Below are 14805 nucleotides of genomic sequence, written 5' to 3'. Positions count from 1 at the left end.
CGCCGGGCGTAGTACTTTTGCTGCGCCTGCGCCCCTTCCCGCAAAAAATTCCCTTTAACTTTCGCGACATAAAAAACACCTAATCAGATCATTTCGCGGTATTCTCTTTTTATGTCAAAAATTGACCGGTACTGCGATGTTGCTATCCCATCTGGAAACATTGAACATTTTGAGCACGCCGGTCTGGGTTGTCTCAGTACATAACCAGCAAATTCTTTTCGCTAATACGGCGGCCAGAAAACTTGCGGGTAACAGTTTGCTGGGCCCCCTGCGCAACGGTCAGTTTTCGGTCCAGTCTTTGCAATCCCTCGAGTCCTATCTGCCTCATCTGCAAAAAGGCGATCAGGTCATTGAAATCTGGACCATCCACAAAGAAGGCCGCGCCTTTCCCCTGAGCTGTCGTCTTTCTCTGGCACAGTTTGGCTTGCAGGAACCGGTCATCGTGTTCGAAGGAACGCATACCTCCGCGGCCAACGTTCCGGCACCCGGTTCGTTCCTGAGCGAAGCCCGACCTTACCGCCGTGATCAGAGCGGTTTCTATGAGCGATTTTTCCAGACTAATACGGCGCCAATGCTGCTGATTGACCCTGCTAATAACGGGCAGATTGTCGATGCGAATCTGGCGGCGACACGATTCTATGGCTATACACGCGACGAAATGTGCATGAGACACACCTGGGAAATCAATGCGATGGGCCAGGACGTGCTGCCGGTGATGCATGAAATCGCCCGTCTGCCCGGCGGACATAAACCGCTGACCTTTGTGCACAAACTGGCGGACGGTAATCTGCGCCATGTGCAGACTTACGCCGGCCCGGTGGACGTGGATGGCGTGCGGCTGATGCTGTGCATCATTCACGATATTACCGAGCAAAAGCGCCTTGAGCAGGAGCTGGAACATGCCGCACTCCGTGATCCGCTGACCGGACTGGGCAACCGCCGCCAGTTTATGCAACTGGTAGAAAACGCGCGGACGCAAAATCCGCAACGCACGCACAATTTCAGTCTGATGCTGGTCGATGCCGATCATTTCAAAGCAATTAACGATCAGCACGGGCATAACAAAGGCGATGATGCACTGGTGATGCTGGCGAGAACGCTGGAAACGGAGATCCGCGAAAGCGATACCGTATTCCGCTGGGGTGGCGAGGAGTTTCTGATTTTGCTGCCGCTGACCGGTCTGGAAGGCGCATTACACGTCGCTGAGACGCTCCGCTTAGCCGTTGAAGAGTATAAGCATCCTGATTTACCTTCGATGACAGTTAGCGTCGGTGTGGTGCAGTACGAAACCGGAGAAGACTTCACCAGACTGTTTAAACGTGTGGATGACGCGTTATATCGCGCAAAGACATCTGGAAGGAATCAGGTTCAAATGGGCTGAAAAAAGGGCGGGGATTCAATTTCCCGCCCTTTTCACTTTTCGTTCCCGGTGACGTTTAACGTTCCCAGTAACTCTCTTCCAGACTGTCTTCACGCTCCGGCAATCCTCGCGTCAGGCGCGGTGAATGCTGGTTCAGCACCTGATAACTCACGCGGTTGGCGTATTTACACACCTGCGCCAGTGAGGAGTACGTCAGATACTCGCGGGTATGTTTGCTGGAATTCGGCACGGAAGTGCGGTGAAAACCGTTAGCCGCGATGTCATGCAGCAGCGCAGAGAGCGCGCCATCCCCCGCCCCATTGGTATTCATGATTTTTTCCGGCCCGCCCATGTACGGCGCAATGTGGGAATAAATCTTCAGCGGCTCCTGACAGCATTCACGGCGCATCGCCCGGCTGAATTCATACTGATTAAATTCAGCAATCGCGCCCGGCAGCAACGGATGCTGAGTCGTGCGTTTGAATTCGTCCTCGGTATAACTCGCCATAAACAGACCGTTCGGTCCGGCGGTACACAACACCAGATCCACCCAGTCCAGCGCTTTATCCGCCGCCATCAGCGGATCTTTCATGCCGGTCAGCGCAAACCCTTCGTCTTCGTTCATCGCCAGAATCGACACGTTATCGCGGATGAAATCGCGCCATGCCTGCGGATCTTCCGCGATGACGTATTGCGTCCCCAGCGTTAACACTACCGGCACATGGTATTTTTTAGCGTATTCAATGGCCTGCATGGTGGCTTCTGGCATCGGTTCGCCCGGCTTGCTGCGCAGCAGGTACGAGGTGAGCAGCAGCGCGGACGCGCCGGCAATCACATCTTCCGGCACGCTGCAGGCATGCAGTTCATTCATTTTGCCCGGACTGATGGCAAAGGTGCGCTCGCCGGTGTCACTGATCAGCGTGAAACAGCGGCCAATTGCGCCGTCCACGCCTTGCAGGAAATTAAGATCCACACGGCTTGAGGTGTTACACAAATAGCGGTAAGCGTAATCACCGATTTTGACGTTGTTACACATCACACCCAGCAGCACCGAACGGTCATCAGCCAGCACGGAATAATTGTGCAGCGTATTGCCGACGGTGCCACCGGCAAACTGATGGCTGATAAGCGCGTGGCTCATCAGTTCCTGATACAGCGCTTCCGACATCTCATCGTCAAGAATATTGGATTCACCCGGCGTCAGGCCGTAACGGGCCACAAAATTTTCATCCACGCGCGCTTCAATATCGACCATTGTCTGGTCGATGCCGACGATGTACGAGGCCCCGGCTTCAGATTCCGGCTGCATGGCCTGCAGCATGGAATCACGCAATAAAGGGTCACGCGCGCTGACCGGAAAATAGTGTTTAGACTTACGCTTACCAGGAAATTTCATTCATTATTCTCGGGAAATTCAAAAAACTCAGGCTTCATTCAGAAGTGCTGAGTGACCAGTTGTTGCAGCAGATCGATATGCTCCGGCTGGTCGTTTAAGGCGTCAATATATTCGAAGCGCTCGCCGCCTGCATGAATAAAAATCTCACGGTTCTCGCCTTTGATCTCTTCCAGCGTCTCCAGACAGTCTGCCGCAAAGCCAGGGCACAGGATCTGAATATGCTTAACGCCCTGAGCCGGAAGGCCTTTCAGTGTTTCATCCGTGTACGGGGTCAGCCACGGTTCGCGACCAAAGCGCGACTGGAAGGTCAGCATTATTTTGCCCGACGGCAGTTGCAGCGCATCGGTCAGCGCCTGCACGGTATCGCGGCAACGCTGTTCATAATCATCGCCTTCAGCGACAAAACGCTTAGGAATACCGTGGAAGGAGAGCACCAGACGATCCGGTTCGCCATGCTGAGCAAAGGAACGTTCGATGCTGGCTTTGAGCGCGGAAATATAGGCCGGATGGGTGGCGTAGTCACGGATAAAGCTCATTGAAGGCAGGCGACGCTGAGATTTTAGCACGCGCGCCACACCGTCAAAAACCGCGGCGCTGGTTGAGCAGGAGTATTGCGGATACAGCGGCAGTACCACCATTTTAGTCACGCCCTGCGCCAGCAGTTTTTCAATGGGTTCTTTCATGCCCGGCTTGCCGTAACTCATCGCCAGTTCAACCGGCGTGCCCGGCAGGCGTTCTGCCAGCGCTTTCTGCTGACGGCGGCTGTACACCATCAGCGGCGAACCTTCTTCCATCCAGACCGCTTTATACAGTTTGGACACGCGCGGGGAACGCAGCGGCAGGATCACCAAATTCAGGATCGGCCACCACAGCAGACGGGGCGTATCCACGACGCGGATATCACTCAAAAACTCAGCCAGATATTTTTTAACGGCCTGCGGAGTCGGTGCTTCCGGTGTTCCAAGATTGACCAGGAGAACACCGAATTTAGTCTGCGTCATGCTGAATATCCTAAATTGAAGGCATTGAAGCCGTGTGAAAAATGATGGGCGCCGCCGTTTTTGGTGCTGCAATTTGCAATGCTGAAAAGAGGCGCAGGTCATTGTAACGAAAACAAAGACGATGGGAACAACGGCATAAGCTATCAATGCGAATTGTTATTAATACCCTTCATACTTCACGCGGCAGATGCGTTGGCTGCGTTCACTCACCCGAATCACTTACTTCAGTAAGCTCATCGGGACTCGCTCGCTTGCCGCCTTCCTGCAGCTCGAAGTATTTTGGGTATTGGAAATGGAGACCCTAAAAAAACAAACGGGGCGACCGAAGTCACCCCGTGGTAGCGCGCAGTGCAGACGATTAGCTCAGGATTGCAGCCAGTTCGTCACGCACAGCAGAAACCTGCTGTGTGCCGTCAATTTTGACGTATTGAGTGTTACCCGCTTCTGCTTCTTTGCTGTAGTAAGATACCAGCGGCTCAGTCAGCTCATGGTATTCCACCAGACGTTTACGCACGGTTTCTTCCTGATCATCTTTACGGGTGATCAGTTCTTCGCCAGTCACATCATCTTTACCTTCCACTTTTGGCGGATTGTATTGGATGTGGTACACGCGGCCAGAGCCCGGGTGTACGCGACGGCCAACGATGCGATCAACGATCAGTTCATCAGGCACATCAAATTCCAGCACGTAATCCACTTTGATGCCCGCGTCTTTCATGGCATCAGCCTGCGGAATGGTGCGTGGGAAACCGTCTAACAGGAAACCGTTACGGCAATCTTCCTGTTGAATACGTTCTTTCACCAGTGCGATAACCAGTTCATCGGTCACCAGTTTACCGGCATCCATAATCTCTTTTGCTTTCTTGCCGAGCTCACTTCCGGCCTTCACAGCGGCGCGCAACATATCACCGGTAGAAATCTGAGGAATACCAAATTTCTCCATGATGAATTGAGCCTGAGTACCCTTACCTGCGCCCGGAGCGCCCAGCAGAATGATACGCATTGCGTAAATCCCCTTGCATGTAATTATTATGAATCACGAAAACCGGTCAACCATACCATTCTGAGCACTTTTGCTCAAGGAACACACCCCGCTGAAATTGGGGTTAAGCCTGCGCTATCCGGCGTTTTACCCACCAGGTTTGCGACACCACCGCCAGTACGATGATCACACCACCGGCAACCGCCGATGGCGCTGGATCCTCTTGTAAAAAAAGTGAGATCCAAAGCGGTGCCAGTGCGGTTTCCAGCAGCAAAAACAGCCCCGCATTGACCGGAGAAACCAGCCGTGTCGACATCGTAATCAGCCCCATCGCCAGCGGCATAATTACCGCGCCTTCAAGTGCTATCCATAGCCATTGTTCACCGGCTAAGGCGGGTAAACCATGCAAAACGCTGCCACCGGAAAAAATCACTACACAAAAAGAGGCCAGAATACCGCCCAGTGAAGGCAGCCCGACGGTACCGCTTTCGACTTTCGACGCGAAGATAAACGACAGCGCCATCGACACCGCCGTGGCCAGTGCAAAATAGTTGGCGACAGGGTCGTGGCTCGTGCTGCGTCCGCTCATCACCACGGCGACGCCCGCCATTCCGGCCAGTGCCGCCAGCATCAGCGGTTTATCAATGCGAACGCGGAAGAAAATCTGCGAAATCAATGCCGAGACAAACGGTGTGGAAGAGATGATCACCAGCACCGTGGCGATACTGCCGCGGTTAAGCGCATTGACGAAACAGGCTGACGCAATACAGAAGAACAACGTTGATAGCGCATTTTTACGGGTGATCCAAGGCACGCCCAGCGTGGAACGCGATGCCGGCCAGAACAGGTACAACATCGCCACCAGTGCCCACATAAACAGACCGCGCATTACCACGATCAGCCATGAGTCTTCGACCGACATCAGGCGGATAAAAACGGAATCGGTACTGAGGATCACCCCGCCGAGAATGCCGATAAGAGTACCCGTAAAAGTGCCGTTTACCGGCGAAGACTGACGCATGTTTACCTCCTGTGATTCAACATGCGACAAGGTTAATGCGCTTTCAACGGCAAAAAAAATGATATAAACAGACACGGAAGATGAAAAAAACTCACAAGGTATAAAATGAATGATCTCCCTTCGCTACGTGCCCTGCATTATTTCAAACAGGCTGCGCAGTTTGAAAGTTTCAGTACAGCGGCGGAATCCCTGAACGTGACACACAGCGCGATCAGCCATCAGATGAAAAATCTCGAAGGCTGGCTGGGGACGGTGTTATTTAATCGCACAGCTGGCCGCGTGTTTCTCACCGCTGACGGAATTAAACTGAAAACCTGCTGCGAACGGGTATTTGATGAGATAGCAAAAACCTGTCACGAGATCCGAAATGGCAGCGAACAGCATATGATCATTGCCTGCTCACCCAGTTTTCTGGCGCAGTGGCTGCTGCCGCGCATCAGCCGGTTTTCACAACTTTATCCGCAGATAACGCTTTCTTTTCAGACGCAGACCGCGCCCGGACAGCTGGAAAACCAGCGCACCGATGTGCTGATAAAAAGCGGTCCGCACATTGAAAACCCAGACACTGACGCTATGCAAATTGCCTCTGATTTTATCGGGCCGGTTTGTGCGCCTGGCTTGTGTCATGACCTGATGCCGCCGCCGGATTTCAGCGCCCTGCCCTTACTGCACGCCGATACGAAGATCAATGCCTGGCAGGAATGGGCAAAAGCGACGGGTGCGCCGGGCGATGTCAGTACCGGTAAACATTTCGATAATCTGATTCTGGCAATCCAGGCGGCGAAAAACGGGCTGGGGGTATGTATCGCACCGAAAATGCTGGTGGAGAAAGAGCTGGAGGAAGGTTCACTGATTGCGCCGGCGGGCTTTTGCGAAGTAGATCGCGCTACGACGGTGCTGGTGAGTTCTCAGCGCCGTGACGAGCCGGAGATCCGCGCATTCAGGGAATGGATCCGGGAAGAAGCGAGGCAATAAAAAAGGGTGTCGCTTTCACGACACCCTTTCATTTTACGCCCGGCGATTACGCCTGTAACAGCGTGTTCATACGGCGGATGAACAGGTTTGGATCTTCCAGCGTGCCGCGTTCTGCGAACAGCGCCTGATCCAGCAACAGCTCAATCCACTCGCTGAACTGGTCTTCATCAGCCACCTCAGAAGCACGTTTCACCAGCGCGTGTTCCGGGTTCAGCTCAAAGATGTATTTCACTTCCGGCGCTTCCTGACCGGCAGCGGCAAAGAGTTTTGCCATCTGCGTGGTCATTTCGTCGGCGCCGGTAGTAACGATGGCCGGCGTATCGGTCAGACGGTGCGTCAGACGCACTTCTTTCACACGGTCACCCAGCAGCGTTTTCACGCGCTCAACGAACGGCTCCAGCGCTTTTTCAGCTTCTTTCTGCTCTTCGCTTTCGTCAGCCAGTTTGTCCAGTGTATCGTCGGCCTTGCTGACGGACTGGAAGACTTTGCCATCAAACTCAGTCAGATAGCTCATCATCCATTCGTCGATGCGGTCAGACAACAGCAGAACTTCAATGCCTTTTTTGCGGAACAGTTCCAGATGCGGGCTGCTCTTCGCCGCGGCATAGCTGTCAGCAGTGATGTAATAAATTTTGTCCTGACCTTCCACCATGTTCGCCACATACTCTTCCAGCGACAAAGTCTGCTCGCTGCTGTCGTTGCGGGTGCTGGCGAAACGCAGCAGTTTGGCGATCGCTTCTTTGTTTGCGCCGTCTTCTGCCGGACCTTCTTTCAATACCAGACCAAACTGTTTCCAGAATTGCAGATATTTTTCGTTGTCGTCTTTCGCCAGTTTTTCCAGCATTTGCAGAACACGTTTGGTCAGCGCACTGCGCAGGTTCTGGGTAATGCGGCTGTCCTGAAGGATCTCACGTGACACGTTCAGAGGCAGATCGTTGGAATCTATCAGACCACGAACAAAACGCAGGTAGTTCGGCATGAACTGCTCGGCTTCATCCATGATAAACACGCGCTGAACATAGAGTTTCAGGCCGTGTTTATGATCGCGGTTCCACATATCCCACGGTGCCTGTGAAGGGATATACAGCAGGCTGGTGTATTCCTGCTTACCTTCAACGCGGTTATGGCTCCAGCTGAGCGGATCGCTGAAATCATGAGAAATGTGTTTGTAGAATTCTTTATATTCTTCGTCGGTCACTTCGGCTTTACCGCGGGTCCACAGAGCTTGCGCCTTGTTGATTTGTTCCCAGGTAACGGTGCCGTCTTCTTCGTTGCGGGTTTCGACTTCAACCGGCAGCGCAATGTGATCAGAGTATTTGCTGATGATGGAGCGAACACGCCAGTCATCCAGGAATTCGTCCTGATCTTCACGCAGATGCAGGGTAATTTCAGTGCCGCGATCTGCTTTCTCGATGTCCGCCAGGGTGTACTCGCCTTCACCGGCAGATTCCCAGAATACCCCTTCGTCAGCGCTGGCACCGGCTGCGCGGGTGCGCACGGTGACTTTATCCGCCACGATGAATGCAGAATAGAAACCGACACCGAACTGACCAATCAGCTGGCTGTCTTTCGCCTGCTCAGAACCCACAGATTGCAGGAACGCTTTGGTGCCGGATTTGGCAATAGTCCCGAGGTTGTCGATCACTTCATCACGGCTCATACCGATGCCGTTATCGCTCAGTGTCAGGGTGCGTTTTTCTTTATCAAACGACAGACGGACATGCAGCTCACCATCACCTTCATAAAGCTCAGGTGCGGACAGTGCGCGGAAACGCAGTTTGTCGGCGGCATCCGAGGCGTTGGAAATCAGCTCGCGCAGGAAAATTTCTTTGTTTGAATACAGAGAATGGATCATCAGATGAAGCAGTTGTTTTACTTCAGACTGGAAGCCACGTGTCTCTTGTCCTTTCATACTCATCAAATTACCTCAATCCAGATACTGTTATTGACCAAATCAGACGTTGAGGAATAAGTGGGGTTATATGTCAGGCTTTTCAAGCGCAGGAGGAAATTTTTAAGAAGAAATGCAGAGGCATAGCAGAATAATACGAGGCGCAGAAGGCTGCGCCCGTATAACAGTCAGAACCGGAAGGGGTTACGCCCGGCGAGGGAATGTGACAGCGTGGTGCCATCGACCATATCCAGTTCGCCACCGACCGGCACACCGTGCGCGATACGGCTCGCCAGCACGCCAAACTGGCCGCACATTTCAGCGATATAGTTGGCGGTCGCTTCGCCTTCGACCGTCGGATTGGTCGCCAGAATCACTTCCTGGATGTTTTCACTCTCCAGACGCTCTTCCAGACGGCCCAAACCAATGTCGTCAGGCCCGATGCCATCAAGGGGTGACAGGTGCCCCATCAGCACAAAATAGCGACCAGAAAACTGACCGGTTTGTTCTATCGCATGGATGTCAGCCGGACTTTCAACCACGCAAATCTGACCGTTTTCTTTACGCCGTGGATTGGCGCAAATGGTGCAGATTTCCTGTTCGGTAAAGGTACGGCAATCGGCACAGTGGCCGATCTCAGACATAGCACGCGTTAAAGACTGCGCCAGCCGCATTCCGCCGCTGCGATCACGTTGCAGCAGCTGGAATGCCATACGTTGCGCTGACTTCGGGCCAACGCCCGGCAGGCAACGCAACGCCTCCATTAAAGATTCAAGGAGAGGGCTGGTTTGCATCAGAACGGCATCTTAAAGCCTGGTGGCAACTGCATGCCGCCAGACACGGCTGCCATTTTTTCTTTCTGAGTTTCTTCGATACGACGTGCTGCATCGTTGAACGCCGCAGCGATCAGATCTTCCAGCATGTCTTTATCGTCTTCCAGCAGGCTCGGATCGATTTCAACGCGACGCACGTTGTGCGCACCATTGATGGTGATTTTCACCAGGCCAGCGCCTGACTCACCGGTCACTTCCAGCTGAGCGATTTCCGCCTGAGCCTGTTGCATTTTTTCCTGCATTTGCTGGGCCTGTTTCATCAGGTTACCAATGCCGCCTTTTCCAAACATAGTCTTCTCTCTCAGCAATGGCCGCGTCACAATCGCGCGTTTAAATTGGGCGGATACTTTCTTCATCCAGCTCCGCGTCGAAGAAACGACGCAGCGTCTGAATGTTGTTATCCGCAATAATAGACTGACGCGCCTGCGCCAGTTTTTCTTCATAAATGGCCTGTCGCCATTCCAGCGGCGTCTTCACCGCCAGATTATCATCTTCCAGCACGGTCAGTTCAACCGGCGTCTGATGCAATGCCGATAAGGCATCCGTCAGCACTTTCTGCGCGGACGGCGAATTCAGGTGCTTTTGCGAGGAACGCAGGTGCAGGCAAATTTTACCCGGCTCCGGCTGCTCGCGATACGCATTCAGCGCCAGTTGCTGTACCAGTTTTGGAATGGTCATCCGGCTGATTTCAGCCGCCCATTCGTCGCGTTCAATCGCTTCTTCCGCCAGACGGGAAGCCAGTTCAGGCGATTTTTCATATTCCAGCGCGGTGCGCAGCGCTTTCGGTGTCGCTACCGGTTCCGGTGCGACTTCCGGTTCCATCGTCGCTTTCCAGCGATAAGCCTCTTCTTTTACCGGCGCGGCAGGTTCTTTCTTCACCGCCAGAGTCTGCGCACGTTCAGTCACCGAAGCGAGGCGCTCCAGTGCTGAGGTTGCCGGCCGCGCTTTTCCTGGCGCTGCCGGCTCAGCTTTTTTTGGGGTGGTACTCCCCTGCCTGAGCAATTGTGTTCGCGCCTGTAAAAGTTGCGCGGTGGAATCCGGCATCGCGGCCGGCTCGGCATTGCCCTGTGGCGGCGGCGCATTGTAGTTTTGTTGCGACGACTGCTGCGGTTGCGCTAAAGCAGGACGCGATGGCTGTGGCGCTACAGCCGCCGGAACCGCGACCGGCTGCGGAGCCGGTTCAGCAATAATTACTTTGGGATGGAAGGCCAGCGCACGCAACAGGGTCATTTCAACGCCCATACGTTTGTCCGGCGCATACGCCAGCTCTTTGCGGCCTATCAGTAAAGTCTGGTAATAAAGCTGAACGTCAGCCGGCGGAATAACACGCGCCAGTTCGCGCAGACGTTGTTCGATAGCCGCGTAATGGTTATCGAGCACCGACGGCAACAGCTGAACCATCGCAATGCGGTGCAGCAGCGCCAGTGTTTCCACCAGCAGGTTTTCCCAGTCCACGCCACGTGACGCGGCTTGTTCAACCTGCGCCATCATCTGACCGCCATCGGCGCTGACCAGCGCTTCCAGCATCGCCAGCGGTTGCTCGTCGTCCAGCGTACCGAGCATTTGCGCCACGGTTTCGGTGGTGACGGCGCCCTGCCCCATGGCGATTGCCTGATCTGTCAGGCTCAGCGCATCACGCATACTGCCGTCGGCAGCACGGGAAAGCAGCTGTAACGCACGCGGTTCAGTGGTGATGGTTTCCTGCGTTAATACGTGTTCAAGCTGTTTACGGATCTGTTCAGCGTCCAGCGCTTTGAGATGGAACTGCAAACAACGCGACAAAATGGTGACGGGTAATTTTTGCGGATCGGTTGTCGCCAGCAGGAATTTGACGTGCGAAGGCGGCTCTTCCAGCGTTTTCAACAGCGCATTGAAGCTGTGACGCGAGAGCATGTGCACTTCGTCAATCAGGTAAACTTTGAAACGACCACGCGCCGGTGCGTATTGCACGTTATCGAGCAGTTCGCGGGTATCTTCGACTTTAGTACGGGAAGCGGCATCGATTTCAATTAAATCGACAAAACGGCCCTGCTCGATTTCACGGCAGTTATCGCACACGCCACAAGGCGTGGAGGTAATCCCGGTTTCGCAGTTAAGTCCTTTTGCCAGCAGACGGGCGATGGTGGTTTTCCCGACGCCACGGGTTCCGGAAAACAGGTAAGCGTGGTGGATGCGCCCGAGCGACAGGCCATTGGCCAGCGCGGTCAGCACATGTTCCTGTCCGACAACGTCGGCAAAAGTTTGGGGGCGCCACTTACGGGCAAGAACCTGATAGCTCATTAACACTTCATCGTTGATTTATAATGAATAATTTGACGATACACGAAAAAACATCGTTTAACCCGATTTTCTGCGCGGGTCGGCGAACCGGCGACTAAAGGCTAAGCATAATGATGCCCGCGCCAGACTGCCACTTCTTAGTGTACCAGCAGGGTCGCCATCATTCCTATTACTTTACTTTTTGCGTACCGCGCCGCAGTTTCTCCACCGTCGTCCTCCTCCTGACAATTCGCACAAGGGGATGAGGGCAAATTTTGCGCACTGATTACACTGAATTCACCTCTGTTCTGATAATGCTTCCTGCCCCGCGTAAGGAGAGCCATGAAATACCTGACATTGCCTTTATTACTGCTCTTTTCCCCCGCCGCACAGGCCAGCTGGGCGCTGGAAGGTTTTCCTGCGTTTGCCGAGCCGGTCAGCGGAATATTCACCAGCGATGCCACGTTACCCAAAGGACAGCGCGCACTGGAATTGCATCAGGATAATCAGTGCTGGCAACCTTCGGGCGCGGTAAAGCTTAACGAGATGCTGTCGCTGCAACCCTGTGAAAGTCATCCGCCGGTAAACTGGAAACAGTTTCGCACGGGCGATTATCAGGTACGCATTGATACCCGCAGCGGCACGCCCACGCTTCAGCTGAGCCTGAAAACGGCGCAGGAAGCCGTCGCCGCCGTGACAAAAACCTGTCCGCGTTGGGATGGCAAACCACTGACTGTGGAGGTATCCGGTACCTTCAGCGATGGCGAAACAGTGCGTGATTTTTATTCCGGCCAGAGTGCAGTGGTCGCTAATGGTCACATCACGATGACGCCCGATCCGGCCAGCGGCGGCCTGCTGTTGCTGGAATCTGCGGTGCGTAAAACTCCCGCCACTTTCAGCTGGCAAAACGCCACAGTCTATTTCGTGCTGACCGACAGATTCGAAAATGGCAATCCGGATAACGATCACAGCTATGGCCGTCACAGTGACGGAATGCAGGAAATCGGCACCTTCCATGGTGGCGATCTGGCCGGACTGACCAGCAAGCTGGATTATCTGCAACAACTGGGCGTGAACGCATTGTGGATCAGTTCGCCGCTGGAGCAGATCCACGGCTGGGTCGGTGGCGGCACCAAAGGTGATTTCCCGCATTATGCCTATCATGGCTATTACACGCTCGACTGGACAAAACTCGATGCCAATATGGGCACCGGCGAAGAGTTACAAAAGCTGATCAGCGAGGCGCACAGACGCGGGATCCGCATTCTCTTTGACGTGGTGGTCAATCACACCGGTTACGCCACGCTGGCGGATATGCAAACGTTCCATTTTGGCTCGCTGTATCTCAAAGGCGATGAAATCGAAAAGACGCTGGGCAAAAACTGGACCGACTGGAAACCCGGCCCCGGCCAGAACTGGCACAGTTTTAATGATTACATCAATTTCAGCGACAAAGACGGCTGGAGCACCTGGTGGGGCAAAAAATGGATCCGCACCGATATTGGCGATTATGACCCGCCCGGTTATGACGACCTGACCATGTCGCTGGCGTTCCTGCCGGATATCAAAACCGGATCCACACAAGCCAGCGGCCTGCCCTTTTTCTATCGTCACAAACCTGATACCGCCGCCCGCGAAATCCCCGGCGCTGCGCCCGGCGATTATCTGGTGACGTGGCTCAGTCAGTGGGTACGCGATTACGGCATTGACGGTTTTCGCGTCGATACCGCGAAACACGTGGAAAAACCGACGCTGGCGTTGCTGAAAGCGCGTTCTGCCGAAGCACTGAAACAGTGGAAAGCCGCCAATCCTTCACAGGCGCTGGATGACGCGCCGTTCTGGATGACCGGTGAAGCCTGGGGTCACGGCGTAATGAAAAGTGATTATTACGATAATGGCTTCGACGCGATGATCAACTTTGATTTTCAGGATCAGGCAGCGGCGGCGCTGAATTGTTTTGCAAATATCGATGCCACCTATCAGCAGATGGCGGAGGAAATGCAGGATTTCAATGTGCTGAGTTATCTCTCATCACACGATACCCGGTTATTTTTCACTGACGATGCCAAAGGGTCAGTTCCCCTGCAACAACGCGCGGCGGATTTATTACTGCTGGCACCGGGCGCGGTGCAGATCTATTACGGCGACGAAAGCGGTCGTCAGTTCGGCCCGACGGGTTCAGATCCTTTACAGGGAACGCGATCAGACATGAACTGGAATGAGCTAAACGGTGCAAAACAGGCGTTGCTGAAGCACTGGCAAAAACTGGGGAAATTCCGGGAACAACATCCGGCGGTCGGTGCAGGTGTGCAGAAATCACAGCAGACAGCAGAATATTACGCCTTCAGCCGTCAGCATGGTGACGATAAGGTGATGGTAGTCTGGACGGGAGAAAGCGGGAAAGAGTAGCGCAGAAAGCAAAAGGCCTCGCGTTAACGGCGAGGCCTTTTTACATCACACTGCAAAATTTAAATCAGTGCCCGTCGAAACACACCAGGCTGTAGCAGGTGATATTAGCATCGTTCAGGCGTTTTTCACCGCCCAGTTCCGGCAGATTGATGATAAATGCAGCATCCGTCACTTCCCCACCCAGACGGCGGATCAGTTTCGCGGTAGCTTCAATGGTGCCACCCGTTGCCAGCAAGTCGTCGATCACCAGGATCTTCTCACCCGGCAGAATGGCATCCGTGTGGATTTCAAGACTGTCAGTGCCGTATTCCAGATCGTAAGTTTCGCTGATGGTCTCACGCGGTAATTTGCCCGGTTTACGCACGGGAACAAAACCCACGCCCAAAGCCAGCGCAACCGGCGCGCCAAACAGGAAACCACGTGCTTCGGTGCCCACCACTTTGGTGACGCCGGCATCGCGGTAACGATCGGCCAGTAACTGAATGCTTGCAGCGTAAGCTTTTGGGTCTTCCAGCAAGCTGGTGACGTCACGGAACAGTATGCCTGGCTTCGGATAGTCAGGGATGGTCTTGATACTGTCTTTAATAAACTGTAGCTGCTGTGCGGTAGCGGTCATAATGTTAATTGCCTGATAAAGCTGCTGTTCATACTTAAACGCGGGCGGTCAAATGTCCCCCG

12 protein-coding genes and 1 other annotated feature are annotated in these 14805 nt (G+C 53.9%); of the genes, 3 read left to right on the top strand and 9 right to left on the bottom strand.

What is annotated here, in order from left to right; all coding sequences use genetic code 11:
* Positions 1–136 precede the first annotated feature (136 nt).
* Positions 137–1381 carry a sensor domain-containing diguanylate cyclase gene (locus tag UC15_RS05795; RefSeq protein WP_112287547.1) on the top strand — a complete coding sequence of 415 codons (1245 nt, stop codon included), beginning with the start codon at positions 137–139 and terminating at the stop codon, positions 1379–1381.
* A 55-nt stretch (positions 1382–1436) separates the two neighbouring features.
* Here UC15_RS05795 and UC15_RS05790 read toward each other — a convergent pair whose 3' ends face one another.
* The 4 genes from UC15_RS05790 to UC15_RS05775 form a co-directional block, all read right to left on the bottom strand.
* Positions 1437–2756: an inosine/guanosine kinase gene (locus UC15_RS05790; RefSeq protein WP_112287546.1), complete on the bottom strand. Its 1320-nt coding sequence runs from the start codon at positions 2754–2756 to the stop codon at positions 1437–1439.
* Between the two features lie 38 nt (positions 2757–2794).
* Positions 2795–3757, bottom strand: a complete 963-nt coding sequence (gene hemH, locus UC15_RS05785; protein ID WP_112287545.1) for a ferrochelatase — start codon at positions 3755–3757, stop codon at positions 2795–2797.
* A 358-nt stretch (positions 3758–4115) separates the two neighbouring features.
* Positions 4116–4760 carry an adenylate kinase gene (gene adk, locus UC15_RS05780; RefSeq protein WP_112287544.1) on the bottom strand — a complete coding sequence of 215 codons (645 nt, stop codon included), beginning with the start codon at positions 4758–4760 and terminating at the stop codon, positions 4116–4118.
* A 103-nt stretch (positions 4761–4863) separates the two neighbouring features.
* Positions 4864–5760, bottom strand: coding sequence for a DMT family transporter (locus UC15_RS05775; RefSeq protein ID WP_112287543.1), 897 nt, complete (start codon positions 5758–5760; stop codon positions 4864–4866).
* A 105-nt stretch (positions 5761–5865) separates the two neighbouring features.
* Here UC15_RS05775 and UC15_RS05770 point away from each other — a divergent pair, with 105 nt between their 5' ends.
* Entirely contained in the window at positions 5866–6735 is an 870-nt protein-coding gene (locus tag UC15_RS05770) for a LysR substrate-binding domain-containing protein (RefSeq protein ID WP_112287542.1), read from the top strand.
* A gap of 46 nt (positions 6736–6781) precedes the next feature.
* Here the strand turns inward: UC15_RS05770 and htpG are convergent, their stop codons facing one another.
* The 4 genes from htpG to dnaX all read right to left on the bottom strand — a co-directional run bounded on the left by htpG (position 6782) and on the right by dnaX (position 11739).
* A complete protein-coding gene (gene htpG / locus UC15_RS05765) occupies positions 6782–8647 on the bottom strand; it encodes a molecular chaperone HtpG (protein WP_198659668.1) in 1866 nt (621 codons plus the stop codon).
* A gap of 167 nt (positions 8648–8814) precedes the next feature.
* The gene (gene recR / locus UC15_RS05760; protein ID WP_112287540.1) at positions 8815–9420 is read right to left on the bottom strand and encodes a recombination mediator RecR; all 606 of its coding nucleotides are present in this window, start codon (positions 9418–9420) and stop codon (positions 8815–8817) included.
* Positions 9420–9749 (bottom strand): YbaB/EbfC family nucleoid-associated protein, encoded by a 330-nt coding sequence (locus UC15_RS05755; protein WP_112287539.1) that lies wholly within the window; start codon positions 9747–9749, stop codon positions 9420–9422. The genes recR and UC15_RS05755 overlap by 1 nt, the downstream gene beginning before the upstream one ends.
* Before the next feature lie 40 nt (positions 9750–9789).
* Entirely contained in the window at positions 9790–11739 is a 1950-nt protein-coding gene (gene dnaX / locus UC15_RS05750; RefSeq protein ID WP_112287538.1) for a DNA polymerase III subunit gamma/tau, read from the bottom strand.
* Positions 10390–10454 (bottom strand) — a sequence feature (DnaX frameshifting element). (Overlaps the previous gene by 65 nt.)
* Positions 11740–12060: 321 nt before the next feature.
* Between dnaX and UC15_RS05740 the strand changes: the two genes are divergently transcribed.
* Positions 12061–14127, top strand: coding sequence for an alpha-amylase (locus tag UC15_RS05740; RefSeq protein WP_112287536.1), 2067 nt, complete (start codon positions 12061–12063; stop codon positions 14125–14127).
* 64 nt (positions 14128–14191) lie between these two features.
* Here the strand turns inward: UC15_RS05740 and apt are convergent, their stop codons facing one another.
* Entirely contained in the window at positions 14192–14743 is a 552-nt protein-coding gene (gene apt / locus UC15_RS05735; RefSeq protein ID WP_112287535.1) for an adenine phosphoribosyltransferase, read from the bottom strand.
* Positions 14744–14805: the final 62 nt, after the last annotated feature.

Origin of the sequence: Rahnella sp. AN3-3W3, assembly GCF_003263545.1 — a bacterium.
GTDB classification, from domain to species: domain Bacteria; phylum Pseudomonadota; class Gammaproteobacteria; order Enterobacterales; family Enterobacteriaceae; genus Rahnella; species Rahnella variigena.
The sequence above is the reverse complement of the archived record's forward strand: the minus strand, read 5'-3'. Positions and strand labels throughout refer to the sequence as shown.

What these genes read in the sequence shown, in the direction of transcription:
- recR (WP_112287540.1), bottom strand. Translation starts at nt 9,420, where the DNA reads ATGCAAACCAGCCCTCTCCTTGAATCTTTAATGGAGGCGTTGCGTTGC.
- UC15_RS05795 (WP_112287547.1), top strand. Translation starts at nt 137, where the DNA reads ATGTTGCTATCCCATCTGGAAACATTGAACATTTTGAGCACGCCGGTC.
- UC15_RS05775 (WP_112287543.1), bottom strand. Translation starts at nt 5,760, where the DNA reads ATGCGTCAGTCTTCGCCGGTAAACGGCACTTTTACGGGTACTCTTATC.
- UC15_RS05790 (WP_112287546.1), bottom strand. Translation starts at nt 2,756, where the DNA reads ATGAAATTTCCTGGTAAGCGTAAGTCTAAACACTATTTTCCGGTCAGC.
- UC15_RS05770 (WP_112287542.1), top strand. Translation starts at nt 5,866, where the DNA reads ATGAATGATCTCCCTTCGCTACGTGCCCTGCATTATTTCAAACAGGCT.
- dnaX (WP_112287538.1), bottom strand. Translation starts at nt 11,739, where the DNA reads ATGAGCTATCAGGTTCTTGCCCGTAAGTGGCGCCCCCAAACTTTTGCC.
- hemH (WP_112287545.1), bottom strand. Translation starts at nt 3,757, where the DNA reads ATGACGCAGACTAAATTCGGTGTTCTCCTGGTCAATCTTGGAACACCG.
- apt (WP_112287535.1), bottom strand. Translation starts at nt 14,743, where the DNA reads ATGACCGCTACCGCACAGCAGCTACAGTTTATTAAAGACAGTATCAAG.
- UC15_RS05755 (WP_112287539.1), bottom strand. Translation starts at nt 9,749, where the DNA reads ATGTTTGGAAAAGGCGGCATTGGTAACCTGATGAAACAGGCCCAGCAA.
- UC15_RS05740 (WP_112287536.1), top strand. Translation starts at nt 12,061, where the DNA reads ATGAAATACCTGACATTGCCTTTATTACTGCTCTTTTCCCCCGCCGCA.
- htpG (WP_198659668.1), bottom strand. Translation starts at nt 8,647, where the DNA reads ATGAAAGGACAAGAGACACGTGGCTTCCAGTCTGAAGTAAAACAACTG.
- adk (WP_112287544.1), bottom strand. Translation starts at nt 4,760, where the DNA reads ATGCGTATCATTCTGCTGGGCGCTCCGGGCGCAGGTAAGGGTACTCAG.